Origin of the sequence: Aeromonas sp. TW 6, from assembly GCF_013168745.1 — a bacterium.
Taxonomy (GTDB): domain Bacteria; phylum Pseudomonadota; class Gammaproteobacteria; order Enterobacterales; family Aeromonadaceae; genus Aeromonas; species Aeromonas caviae.
Genome location: NZ_JABERS010000017.1, coordinates 15,658 through 28,023, shown reverse-complemented (window position 1 = coordinate 28,023; position 12,366 = coordinate 15,658). Strand labels below are relative to the sequence as shown.

The window sequence follows — 12,366 nt, the reverse complement described above, 5'->3', positions numbered from 1 at the left end:
GAGATGCCAAAGGAGGCGACATCATGCCCAGCCAGGACCTGCTATTTCCCATCCTGCCCCGAGCACCCTCGACACCGAGCCCGGATGACATCAAGCGGGAGGTGACCCAGATCAGCCAGAAACATCAGCTGCGCAAGATAGGCACCGACAATGGCGGCGGTGGCCAGCATCACCAGCAGAGAGAGCAGCCGCCAAAGCCTGATCAACCAGCGGTGCAGGATGATGATCACAAACCGGATCCGGACCACCGGATTGATCTCTTCGTCTGAACGCATTATCAGTCCCGCTTTTTCCGCGCTTTTGGCATAATGCCCGCTTTTGCAGCGGGACATGCCTTTGACCATCATCCAGACCCTGTTCAAGCCAGACGGCCCCCTGGCCCGCCACATCGAGGGCTTCAAGGCCCGCGCGCCGCAACTGGAGATGGCCGAGGCGGTGGCGCGCGCCATCCGGCACGGCGATCGCCTGCTGGTGGAGGCGGGCACGGGCACCGGCAAGACCTACGCCTACCTGGTGCCGGCGCTGGAGTCCGGCAAGCGGATCGTCATCAGCACGGGCTCCAAGAACCTGCAGGAGCAGCTCTTCTACCGGGATCTCCCCACCATCACGGGGGCGCTCGACTACACGCGGCCTGTGGCCCTGCTCAAGGGGCGCAGCAACTACCTGTGCATCGAGCGAATGAACCGCCTGCTCGCCGAATCCCACCTGCAAAAGCCCGACGTGCTCAATGATCTGGTCAAGGTGAAGTCCTGGTCCACCACCACGGACAATGGCGATGTGGGGGACATTCCGGGGCTGCAGGAGAATGCCGAGATCCTCCCCCATGTCACCAGCACCAACGAGAACTGCCTGGGCCGCGACTGTCCCTACTATGACGACTGCCACCTGGTGGTGGCCCGCCGCCGCGCCATGGAGGCCCAGGTGGTGGTGATCAACCATCACCTCTTTTTCGCCGACATGGCGGTGAAAGACACCGGCTTTGGCGAGCTGGTGCCCGAGGCGCAGGTCTATGTGTTCGACGAGGCGCACCAACTGCCCGAGATCGCCAGCCACTACTTCGGCAAGTCGGTGGGCAGCCGCACCATCCAGGATCTGGCCCAGGACATCCAGTTGGCTTATCGGGCCGAGGCTCACGACATGGCCCAGCTCGGCAAGGCGGCGGACCGGCTCGCCATCGCCAGCCAGGATCTGCGTCTGGCCTTCGGCGTGGAGGGGGGGCGCGGCAACACCCGAGACCTGCTGCGCCAGCCGCTCTGGGCCCAGGCGCTGGCTCGCCTCAACGACGCGCTCGGGCTCTGCTACGAGGTGCTGAAACTGGCGCTCGGGCGTGGCGAGCAGCTGGATCACTGTTTCGAGCGCATCAGCGAGCTGCGTACTCGCCTTGGGGAGGTGCTGGCGGTCAACCAGACCGGTTTCTCCTACTGGTATGACTGTTCGCGTCTGCACTTTACCCTCAATCTGACGCCGCTGTCGGTCGCCGAGCGCTTCGGTGCCGAGGTGCAGCGCCCCGAGGTGGCCTGGGTCTTCACCTCGGCCACCTTGACGGTGGACAATCGCTTCGCCCACTTCGTCGCCGAGATGGGGCTGGCCGGCAGCGCCGAACTCATTCTCGACAGTCCGTTCGATTACGCCGAGCAGGCGCGCCTGTGCGTACCCCGTTTCTTGCCAGAGCCCAATGCCTTCGGGCGCGGGGAGCAGCTGGCGACCCTGATGATCCCCCTCATCAACAAGACGCCGGGGGGATGTTTTTTCCTCTGCACCAGCCATCAGGTGATGCGCCAGGTGGCTGAGGTGCTGCGCCGGGAAATCGGCCGCACCGTCCTGCTGCAAGGGGAAGACAACAAGCAGCGGCTGCTCAAGAGCTTCGTGGAGAACGGTCGGGCCGTGCTGGTGGCCACCAGCAGTTTCTGGGAAGGGATAGACGTGCGGGGGGCGGCATTGTCCTGTGTTATCATCGACAAGCTGCCCTTTGCGAGCCCGGACGATCCCCAGCTCAAGGCTCGGGTGGAGGATTGCAAGCTCAAGGGGGGAGATCCCTTTGCCGAGCTGCAGTTGCCCAAGGCGGTGATTGCCCTCAAGCAGGGGGTGGGGCGGCTCATCCGTGATCGCAGTGATCACGGCGTACTGGTTATTTGTGATCCCCGGGTGGTCAACAAGCCCTATGGCGCCACCTTCATCAAGAGTCTGCCTGCCATCCCACGGACCCGGGAGCTGGCGACCCTGGGAGAATTTTTCGGACCACGGGAGTGAGTCCGCCGCGCCGGGGCTGATTGCACCCGGCCATGCATGACGGCAGGCCTTGGCCATGCTGACGATTTAACTGACTGATGTGAAGAGAATAAAAAGAATGGATGAGTTGAAGATCCTGGCCGTGGATACCGCCACCGAAGCCTGCTCCGCAGCCCTCATGGTGGGCGATACCCTCTACTCCCGCTGGGAAGAGGCGCCCCGTGACCATACCCGCAAGATCCTGCCCATGGTTCAGGCTCTGTTGGATGAAGCAGGTCTATCGTTGGATGAGCTCGACGCCATCGCCTTCGGCCGTGGGCCTGGCTCCTTCACCGGGGTACGGATCGGGATCAGCGTGGCCCAGGGGCTCGCCTTTGGTGCCGGCGTGCCGATGATCGGTGTCTCCACCCTGGCAGCCATGGCCCAGGGGGCCCATAAGCTGGAAGGGGCCGAGCAGGTGCTTGCCGCCATCGATGCGCGCATGGACGAGGTCTATTTCGGCCACTACGCCTTGGTGGACGGAGTGATGACGCTGGTGGGCGAGGAGGTGGTGAGCGAACCAGCCGCACTGGTGCAGTCCCGTGACAAGCTTACTGGCGCGGTGAGCTGCGTTGGCACCGGTTTTGAAACCTATGGCGAGACCCTGTGCGGCCTGGCAGATGTGCTGATGCCAAGCCAGGTGCGTTTCCCGGCGGCCGCCGACATGCTGCCTCTGGCACGCCAGGCCTGGTTTGCGGGTGAGGCGGTGCCGGTTGAGCAAGCCACCCCTGTCTATCTGCGTGACAAGGTGACCTGGAAGAAACTGCCGGGTCGCGAATAGGCGGCAACGGCTGCCCCGGGCTGCTTTGTCGGATGATGAAGGAGAGACGAATGAGAAAATCCGTGTTCATGCTGGGATTGGTGGGGCTGCTGCTGGGCGGTTGCAGCACGGTGCCCAAAGAGCTTGCCTATGAGCCTGCGGATCAGCTGGTGGCCTATCAACCCGCTCTGCAGGGGATGGAAGGCAAGCCGGCCCGCTGGAGCGGTGTCATCTCGGCGGTCCACAACAAGGCGGATCAGAGTGTCATCGAGGTGGTCTATCTGCCCCTCAAGTCCAACGGGGTGCCGGAGCAGACCGAGCAGAGCCCCGGTCGTTTTCTCGCCATCATGCAGGGGTTTGTCGACCCGACCCTCTATGCCAAGGGTCGCAGCCTGACGGTGCTCGGCACCCTCGACAAGCCGGTGGACAGCCAGATTGGCGAGCACAAGTATCGCTTCTCGGTACTCAAGGTGACGGGGAGCAAGCTGTGGCCACCGGTGAAGGAGGTGGAGATCCGCTACATGGATCCCTACTTTTACGATCCTTTCTATGATCCCTTCTGGCCCAGACGGCCCCTGCGCCGCTGAGGAGCCCGGATGACGGCGACATTGCAGGAGCGCAGGCTGCGCCTGGCGGACGGGCGGCACATCGCCCTGCTGGACAATGGTCAGGAGGGCAGACCGCTGCTGGTGGCCCTCCATGGCTGGCTCGACAACGGTGCCAGCTTTTTGCCTCTGGCCCCCTGGCTGGGAGCGTTTCATCTGGTCTGCGTCGATCTGCCGGGCCATGGTCACTCCGATCACAAGTCGACTCCCTATGTCTTCGTGGACTGGCTGGATGATCTCTACCAGATCACCCAGGCCGCGGGCTGGCAGCGTTTCATCCTGCTTGGTCACTCCCTAGGGGCGCTGATTGCCTCTGCCTATGCCGGCGTTTTTCCCGAACAAATCGAGCGGCTCATTCTGCTGGAGGGGCTCGGCCCCTTGAGCCAGCCCGACGAGGAGGTACCGGGGCAGCTGCGCCGCGCCATCCTCAACCGCACTCGTACCCGTGAGCGTGCAACCAGTGGATTTGCCACCCTCGAGGAGGCGGTGGCTGCCCGCTGCAAGGTGGCAGACATCCCCCCGAGTGCGGCACGCCTTATCTGCGAGCGACAACTGGAGGCGCGGACAGGGCGCTGGTATTGGCGCAGTGATCCCCGTCTTCGCGATCTCTCGCCCCTGCGCATGAGCGAGGGGCAGGCCCAGGCCCTGATCCGGGCCATCGTCTGTCCGGTGCTCTTTATCCGGGGAGAGCAGGGCTTCCCCGGGCTCCTGGCACAGTGGCAGTTGCGGGAGGCGGTCTTTGGCCACATTGAACGGGTGACAGTGGCAGGAGGCCATCATTTTCATATGGAAAATTCATCAGAAACCGCCGTTTATATCGAAAACTTCGCTGAAATCCGGTAGGATCGGCGGCTTTGAATCATGTCAGGTTTGCTTTCTCCCTCACACTTCCCGTTGTTAATTCACTGTTAATTGATGTTGCCTTATGTAAATATGTGCGGCATTAGAGCATGAACTTAAAACAATTGATTGAAATGGATGTGACAGGGACGGAGGCAACACAGTGAGCGCACAGGTGCGAGTTATGCAGGAGAAGTTCGTGGAAAGAGTCTGGCTGAAGCGTTATCCAGAAGGGGTGCCCGCCGAGATCAATCCAGACCAATACGGCTCTCTGGTCGAGATGTTTGAAGAGTCGGTGAACCAGTTCGCCGATCAACCCGCCTTCGTCAACATGGGGCAGACCATTACCTACCGCCGGCTGGAGGAGCAGTCCCGAGCCTTCGCCGCCTACCTGCAAAACGAGCTGAAGCTCGGCAAGGGGGACAGGGTGGCCGTGATGATGCCGAACCTGCTGCAATACCCCATCGCGGTATTCGGCATCCTGCGGGCCGGCATGACGGTGGTGAACGTCAACCCCCTCTATACCCCGCGCGAGCTGGAGCATCAGTTGAAAGACTCCGGCGCCAAGGCCATCGTCATCGTCTCCAACTTTGCCCACACCCTGGAAAAAGTGGTGTATGACACCCCGGTCAAGCATGTGATCCTGACCCGGATGGGGGACAACCTGGGGCTGGCCAAGGGGACCCTGGTCAACTTCGTGGTCAAATACGTCAAGAAGCTGGTGCCCAAGTACAACTTGCCCCATGCCAGCACCATGCGCCAGGCCCTCGCCAAGGGGCGCTACCTGCAGTACATCAAACCCGAGATCAGCAACCAGGACATCGCCTTCCTGCAATACACCGGCGGGACCACCGGCCTCTCCAAGGGGGCCATGCTGACTCATCGCAACATGATCGCCAACGTTGAGCAGTGCCTCGGTGTCTATGGCCCTGTGCTGGAGCGCGGCAAGGAGTTCGTGGTCACGGCGCTGCCGCTCTATCACGTCTTCGCCCTGACAGTGAACTGCCTGCTGTTCATGCGTCTGGGGGGCTACAACCTGCTCATCAGCAACCCCCGCGACATCCCGGGCTTTGTCAAAGAGATCAAGAAGTATCCTTTCACCTGCATCACCGGGGTCAATACCCTGTTCAACGCCCTGGTCAACAACGACGAGTTCAAGGGCATGGATTTTGCCAAGCTCAAGCTCACCATCGGTGGCGGCATGGCGGTGCAACGGGCGGTGGCCGAGCAGTGGAAGGGGCTGACCGGCACCCCGCTGCTGGAGGGCTATGGCCTGACCGAGTGCTCGCCCCTGGTGAGCGTCTGCCCCTATGATCTGGTGGATTACAACGGCTCCATCGGTCTGCCGGTCTGTTCCACCGAGATCCGTCTGGTGGATGACGAGGGGAACCAGGTCACCGAACGGGGTGCCCCCGGCGAGATGCAGGTGCGCGGTCCTCAGGTGATGACCGGCTACTGGCAGCGCCCGGAGGCGACCGCCGAGGTGATGCAGGATGGCTGGCTCTGCACCGGCGACATTGCGGTATGCGACGAGCAGGGTTTCTTCAAGATCGTCGATCGCAAGAAGGACATGATCCTGGTCTCCGGCTTCAACGTCTACCCGAACGAGATAGAAGACGTGGTGGCCCTGCATCCCAAGGTGCTGGAGGTGGCCGCCGTCGGCGTACCCAACCCGGTGTCCGGCGAGCAGGTGAAGATCTTCGTGGTCAAGAAAGATGCAAAGCTGGCGGAAGAGGAGATAATTGCCCACTGCCGCAAACATCTGACTGCCTATAAGGTGCCGAAACTGGTAGAATTTCGCGACGAACTTCCCAAGACCAACGTGGGCAAGATCCTGCGCCGCGTGTTGCGCGACGAGGAGATTGCCAAGCAGTAACCGGCATGCACTGCTTTGCAGTCCAGCGCTGTCGTTATGCAAAACCGTGGGACATCCACGGTTTTTTCTTTCTGGATCCGACCAACGTGCAGGCAACGATGCAATATCAACTCATTTCACAGCAAGCCGAACTGGATCAGTATCTCGCTTCTCTGGCCGACGTTCCCCTGGCCATCGATACCGAATTCGTTCGCACCCGTACCTACTATCCCCAGCTCGGTCTGTTCCAGATCTACGATGGCAAGCAGCTTGCCCTGCTCGATCCCCTGACCCTGGATCTCTCCGGTTTGTGGCAGCGCCTCGGTCGGGCCGGACAGATTGCCATCCTGCACGCCTCCGGTGAGGATCTGGAACTTATCCAGCATCAGGCGGGTCACCTGCCCAACCAGATGCACGATACCCAGCTGGCGGCAGCCTTCCTGGGCCATGGCGTGTCGGTGGGGTTTGGCGCCCTGGTCAACGAATTCCTCGGGGTCGAGCTTGAGAAGGATCAGGCCCGTACCGACTGGCTGGCGCGCCCCCTTACCCCTCGTCAGCTGGAATATGCCGCGGCGGATGTCTTCTACCTCATGCCCCTCTACGAGAAGGTGATGGCCAGACTGCGCGAGAGCGGCAAGTTCCCCTGGTTCGAGCAGGAGTGCCAGAACCACTCTGCCCGCAAGACCCAGGGCAGCGATCCCCGTCAGGCCTACCTCGAGATCGTCAACGCCTGGCAACTGGGTCGCCGTGAGCTGGCCATCCTGCGCGAGCTGGCCGCCTGGCGCCAGCAGGAAGCTGTACGCCGGGATCTCGCCCTCAACTTCGTGGTCAAAGAGCTGCACCTGTTCAAGGTGGCGGAGCGTCGTCCCGCTTCCCTTCGGGATCTCAACGAACTGGGCCTCTCGCCCATCGAGATCAAGATCCACGGCAAGCGGATGCTGGACATCGTCGCCGCCGCCCAGCAGAGCGACCCTGCGAGCTGGCCCGATCCCATCCGCCGTCTGGTGGACTTCCCCCAGTACAAGGCCGAGCTCAAGCGCATCAAGGCCATGGTGGAGGAGAAGGCCAAGGCCAGCAACATTCCACCGGAACTGGTGGCGAGCAAGAAGATCATCCACCAGTACTTCACCTGGAGCTGGCGCATGAGCGCCGAGGAGCGGGCCAGGGCGGACAAGCCCATGCTGCTGCAAGGGTGGCGTCATGAGCTGGTAGGCCACCTGCTGGCACAGTGACGAGTACGCAGTACGAGAAGGGGAGTCCATGACTCCCCTTTTTCATGCCTGTGCGGCTGCCCCCGGGGTTGCCGGGATCGTCGCGCCAGGGGGTTCGTCATGATGGGAAGCGAGAAGGGGTGGAGGAGGAAAATGGCGGGCACAAAGGGTGCCCCCATCAGAGTTCGTGAGCGTGGAATCCCTTGCGGTAGCGGGCCTCGCAGCGCGGGCAGCGTTGCAGGGTCGGATCCTGTTCCAGCTGTTCAGGGAGCAGCGGCTCCTCACAATCGGAGCAGAAGCCATAGAGCCCCAGATCCATCTGGCAGAGCGCCGCGTCGAGCCGCTTGAGACGTGCCACGCTGTGTTCCACCCCGGGCAGATCGAGACGGCTGGTCAGATCAACCAGTTGATCTCGCTCGCAGCGCTCCACCTTCTGTGCCCAGTCATCTTGTCGACAGGCCTTGAGCTGACGGATCAGCTCCTCTCTTGTTTGCGCCCAGTCGGTCAGAAGGCGCTGATGCCATTCGGCCAACCGGGCTTGCGTCACTTCACACACAGCAGCCCCCAAAAACGAGTGATAAAACTCGGCCAGTATAGGGAAACCCGCGGTTTATCAAGATGACATGAGTCAAGTTAACCGTGCTTTGACGGGTTTTTCCGGCAGGTGCTGCGGCTTACCGGTGATGACGTAGAGCACCCCCGCCACCAGACAGACGACACCTACCAGGGTACTCATGGGGGGCATGATCCCGCGCAGCATGAAGGCGTACAAGAGTCCCGCAAGAGTCTCGAACACGATGAGCGGCCCGACCAGCACGGTCGGCAGGCGCTGGCTCGCTTCGTTCCAGCACAGGGTGCCGAGCCAGGAGCAGAAGAGCCCCACTGCTCCCATCAGCAGCACGAAGCGCAGGGGCGTCGGCCCGAAGGGCAGGGGAAAGTCTGGTGCGCTCAGGGCAAGATGGCCGAGGCTGCCGAGATAGGCAATGAGCGCCACCGGCAGGGTCACCAGCCCCTGGGCGGTGGCCCAGACGGCCGGGCTGCGGCCCGGGTGCTCGCGCAGCCAGCGGGCGTTGCGCAGGGGATACCAGGTCCAGCACAGCACGGCGCCCACCGCCAGGGCGAGCCCAAGCAGTTGTTCGGTGCGCGCCTCGGTGTGCCAGGTGAGCTCGGCGCTGTTGACCAGATAGAGGCCGGCCCCCATCAGCACCAGGGACGGGTAGAGCCGGGTGCGGGAGAGGCGACCGTCCCGTGCGCCATAGAGGCGGTTGGCGGCCAGGGCCGTCACCACCGGCAGGGTGCCGATAAACATGGCCGCCAGGGGCGAGCCGATGCGCAAGATGGCCCCCGACAGGCAGAAGTAGTAGAGGAGGTTCCCCACCAGAGTAAGGGCGAGGGCCTCTCGCCAGTCGCTGGCCGAGAGGGCCGCCAGGTGTTTGCGGGCCTGCCAGGCGAGCGGCAGTACGATGAGGCCGAAGGCGAGGTAGCGGCCGCTCGCGAGCAGGGCGGGGGGGTAGCCGTCCACCAAGAGGGGGGCGACGAAGATGAGCCCCCACATCAGGCCGGCCAGCAGGGCAAACAGCACTCCGATCAACATGTTTCATATCCGGTAAAGAAGAAGGAGGCCAGCCTAGCAGGGGGGAAGGGGGGCGTATTGAACCAGATTGCGCTTTAGCGGCCAGCCTGCACCTGTTTCTGGTAGCGGACCGGGGTGGTGCCATAGCGGCGCAGGAAGGCACGGTTGAGGTGGGACTGATCGGCCAGACCACAGGCGGCGGCCACCTCGGCCGCGGGCAGGCCGGCAGCCAGCCACCCCTTGGCGCGCTGCAGGCGGATGGCCATCAACATCTGCTGGGGGGTGACGTGAAAGCGGGCCTTGAAGCTGCGCTGGAAGTGGTAGGGGCTGAGGTTCACCGAACCGGCCAGCTCGGCCAGGGTAATGGGGCGGGCGAAACAGGCCTGCATATAGTCGATAGCGCGGCCCAGAGGGTGGGCCGCTTCGCGCGGGGCAGCCAGGGCCCGGGCATGGGGGCGCAGGGTCTCGCACACCCTTAGCAGCAGGCCGTCGGCGGCGAGCTTGCTGTCACAGTGCCAGAGGGCATCCAGGGCCGCCTGCAGGACGGGGGCAGTGCGCGGATCGCTTCGTACGGCATCGGTGAAATACCAGTCGCGCTCGCCGCTGATGGCCTCGAGCCGGTCGGCGGGCAGGTAGAGCATGCGATAGCGCCATCCCTGCTCGCAGGCTGACTCGCCCGTGTGCAGCTCATCGGGGTTCATCAGCACCAGGCTGCCGGGACCGGCAAGGAGCTGGCTGCCGCGATAGCGAAAGCGCTCGGCACCGCACTCGATGACACCGAGGCCAAACCCCTCGTGACTATGGGGATCGAAGATGTGGTGCTGGATGTGGGCGCGATAGAGCTCGGTCGCAGGCTGCCCCGGCAGGGCGCGGAAATCGGCCCTGTCGTGCTGATGGGTAAAGTTGACCGGCACTCCCTGCATCCTGACCTCCTGTCAATGAGCCTTCATCATAGGGCGCCGCGGGGCGGCGGCCAAGTCTAGGCCTGTGAGGCGCACTCGCGCTCGAGGGCGGCGCGGATCTCGTCCGCGGTCTTGATGGTGCGGATGCGGCGAAACAGCTCGTCGGCCTGGGGATATTCCCTCACTATGTAGGAGAACCACTGCTTGATGCGACTCGGATAGTAGTCGGCCTTGTCGCTCGCCAGATCCTGCTCTGTATAGGTCACCATCAGCTGCAAGACCTCGTCCCAGCTCATGTGAGCACACCCCGTTTTCATTACGTTGGCGAGGTTGGGCAGGGAGATGGCGCCCCGGCCCACCATGAGGGCATCGCAACCGGACACCCGGGCACAGGTCAGGGCATCGGCATGGTTCCAGATCTCGCCGTTGGCGGTGACGGGGATGGGCAGGGCGCGGCGGATGGCGTCCACGTACTCCCAGTGTGCCGGCGCCTTGTAGCCTTCGCGCTTGGTGCGGGCATGCACCGCCAGCTCGTTGGCCCCCCCCTGATAGACGGCCTGGGCGTTGTCCAGATAGAGATCCTTGTCATCGTATCCCAGACGGATCTTGGCGCTCACCGGCAGGTGGGCAGGCACGGCCTCCCGCACCGCCTTGACGATGCGATAGATGGTCTCGGGCTCCTTGAGCAGCACGGCGCCCCCCTTGCTCTTGTTGACCGTGGGGGCAGGGCAGCCGAAGTTGAGATCGACCCCGGGAGAGCCGAGCTCGATGGCCCGGATGGCATTTTCTGCCAGCCACTCCGGATGTTGTCCCAGCAGTTGCACCCGTACCGGGGTCCCTGCACGGGTCTTGCCATCCTGTTTCAGCTCGGGGCAGAGGCGATGGAAGACCTTGGCGGGCAGCAGTTGATCGACCACCCGGATGAATTCACTGACGCAGAGGTCGTAATCATTGACGGAGGTGAGGACCTCCCGCATCAGGTGATCCAGCACCCCCTGCATGGGGGCCAAAATAACGCGCATAGCTGCTTCCGAAGACAAGGGGAGAAAAAAGAGCGCAGATTGTAGTGGCAATGGCCGGGATTGTCAGCCGTCTGCCCACTCGATGGCCCCAATCGACGGCCGCCGACTGGGCCAGGCTGTCAGCTTCCAGGCCAACTCTGTTAGGCTAAAGGCAGAGATACATGCAGAGGAGTACCCATGAAACGCTGGTGTCTGATGGCCCTGGGCTGGCTTGCCTTCGCCACCGGGATAGTCGGGATAGTCCTGCCCCTGCTGCCGACTACTCCTTTCATGTTGCTGGCGGCGGCGCTGTTTGCGCGCTCCTCCCCCCGCTTTCATGGCTGGTTGCTGGCGCATCCCTGGTTTGGCCCCCCCATCCTCGACTGGCAGCAGTATCGCGGCATTCGCCGCCACGCCAGACGCCGCGCCATCATCTTCATCCTGATCTCGTTCTCGGTATCGCTGCTGGTGGTGCCGTTGCCCTGGGTGAGGTGGCTGCTGGTTGTCATAATGGTGATCCTGCTCACCTGGTTGATGCGTCTGCCGGTGCTGGAGCCGGTTGCAATGAAGAAGTGAAATCCCTAAGCTATCGCGGCAATAATGCTATGGAGTTGGCTCGTCATTTTTGCGTGACGGGCCTTTTTATTGCCCCCAGGCGGAGACCCCGTGCGCCGCCATGGCAGGGCTCAAAAAATAAGCGGTCAAATAATGAATCCGGAAACCCTGAAGTTTATCGAAGCGAGCATCAAGACCATTCCCGACTATCCGAAGCCGGGCATTCTGTTTCGCGACATCACCAGCCTGATCGAGAATGACGAGGCCTTCAAGGCCACCATCGATCTGCTGGCCGATCATTACCGTGATCAAGGCATCACCAAGATTGTCGGCACCGAGGCCCGTGGCTTCATCTTCGGCGCCCCGGTTGCCTACGCCATGGGGCTGGGGTTCGTGCCGGTGCGCAAGCCGGGCAAGCTGCCCCGCGCCGTCATCGAGGAGTCCTACGCCCTGGAGTACGGCACCGACACCCTGCAACTGCACACCGATGCCATCGTGCCCGGTGACAAGGTGCTGGTGGTGGACGATCTGCTGGCCACCGGCGGCACCGTCGATGCCACCGTCAAGCTCATCCGCCGCGCCGGCGGTGAGGTAGCGGATGCCGCCTTCATCATCTCCCTGCCGTCCCTGGGCGGTGATGCCCGCCTGACCGCCGCCGGCGTCAAGGTGGTCTCTCTGGTGGAACTCGCGGGGGCGTAAACCGCCCCTTCGCGCGGCAGGCCTCGTCACCCTGCTTTCTGCCGCAAACCGGTGCCTGAACGGGCACCGGTTTGAAATTCAAGCGATCCCTCCCAAG

At 62.9% G+C, this 12,366-nt stretch carries 13 protein-coding genes; 9 read left to right on the top strand and 4 right to left on the bottom strand.

All coding sequences use genetic code 11. The features are described 5' to 3' along the window. The first annotated feature begins 23 nt into the window (after positions 1-23). The 7 genes from HKD46_RS10335 (at position 24) to rnd (ending at position 7,560) form a co-directional block, all read left to right on the top strand. On the top strand, positions 24-269 hold the full coding sequence (locus tag HKD46_RS10335; RefSeq protein WP_010674695.1) for a hypothetical protein: 246 nt from the start codon (positions 24-26) through the stop codon (positions 267-269). Between the two features lie 61 nt (positions 270-330). Beyond that, positions 331-2,250 (top strand): ATP-dependent DNA helicase, encoded by a 1,920-nt coding sequence (locus HKD46_RS10330; RefSeq protein ID WP_171865384.1) that lies wholly within the window; start codon positions 331-333, stop codon positions 2,248-2,250. Positions 2,251-2,347: 97 nt separating this feature from the next. Beyond that, positions 2,348-3,049 carry a tRNA (adenosine(37)-N6)-threonylcarbamoyltransferase complex dimerization subunit type 1 TsaB gene (gene tsaB, locus HKD46_RS10325; RefSeq protein ID WP_171865383.1) on the top strand — a complete coding sequence of 234 codons (702 nt, stop codon included), beginning with the start codon at positions 2,348-2,350 and terminating at the stop codon, positions 3,047-3,049. Between the two features lie 50 nt (positions 3,050-3,099). Beyond that, complete coding sequence (locus HKD46_RS10320; protein ID WP_171865382.1) at positions 3,100-3,615, top strand: Slp family lipoprotein; 516 nt, start codon at positions 3,100-3,102, stop codon at positions 3,613-3,615. Between the two features lie 9 nt (positions 3,616-3,624). Beyond that, positions 3,625-4,476, top strand: coding sequence for an alpha/beta fold hydrolase (locus HKD46_RS10315; protein ID WP_171865381.1), 852 nt, complete (start codon positions 3,625-3,627; stop codon positions 4,474-4,476). Positions 4,477-4,672: 196 nt separating this feature from the next. After that, positions 4,673-6,349 (top strand): long-chain-fatty-acid--CoA ligase FadD, encoded by a 1,677-nt coding sequence (fadD, locus tag HKD46_RS10310; protein ID WP_010674700.1) that lies wholly within the window; start codon positions 4,673-4,675, stop codon positions 6,347-6,349. Between the two features lie 98 nt (positions 6,350-6,447). Next, a complete protein-coding gene (gene rnd, locus HKD46_RS10305) occupies positions 6,448-7,560 on the top strand; it encodes a ribonuclease D (protein WP_039039174.1) in 1,113 nt (370 codons plus the stop codon). A 157-nt stretch (positions 7,561-7,717) separates the two neighbouring features. On the opposite strand, the gene HKD46_RS10300 is transcribed toward rnd, so the two are convergent. From HKD46_RS10300 to dusC, 4 genes are all read right to left on the bottom strand, one after another. Next, entirely contained in the window at positions 7,718-8,086 is a 369-nt protein-coding gene (locus HKD46_RS10300) for a TraR/DksA C4-type zinc finger protein (protein ID WP_039039175.1), read from the bottom strand. 81 nt (positions 8,087-8,167) lie between these two features. Beyond that, positions 8,168-9,133: a DMT family transporter gene (locus HKD46_RS10295; protein WP_171865380.1), complete on the bottom strand. Its 966-nt coding sequence runs from the start codon at positions 9,131-9,133 to the stop codon at positions 8,168-8,170. Positions 9,134-9,207: 74 nt separating this feature from the next. Beyond that, entirely contained in the window at positions 9,208-10,035 is an 828-nt protein-coding gene (locus HKD46_RS10290; RefSeq protein WP_171865379.1) for an AraC family transcriptional regulator, read from the bottom strand. 56 nt (positions 10,036-10,091) lie between these two features. Further along, positions 10,092-11,036: a tRNA dihydrouridine(16) synthase DusC gene (gene dusC, locus HKD46_RS10285; protein ID WP_171865378.1), complete on the bottom strand. Its 945-nt coding sequence runs from the start codon at positions 11,034-11,036 to the stop codon at positions 10,092-10,094. A gap of 177 nt (positions 11,037-11,213) precedes the next feature. On the opposite strand from dusC, the gene HKD46_RS10280 reads away from it, so the two are divergent. Together HKD46_RS10280 and apt are read left to right on the top strand one after the other, a co-directional pair. Then, complete coding sequence (locus HKD46_RS10280; protein WP_039039141.1) at positions 11,214-11,591, top strand: YbaN family protein; 378 nt, start codon at positions 11,214-11,216, stop codon at positions 11,589-11,591. 132 nt (positions 11,592-11,723) lie between these two features. Continuing rightward, positions 11,724-12,269 (top strand): adenine phosphoribosyltransferase, encoded by a 546-nt coding sequence (apt, locus tag HKD46_RS10275; protein WP_171865377.1) that lies wholly within the window; start codon positions 11,724-11,726, stop codon positions 12,267-12,269. The last annotated feature ends 97 nt before the right edge of the window (positions 12,270-12,366 follow it).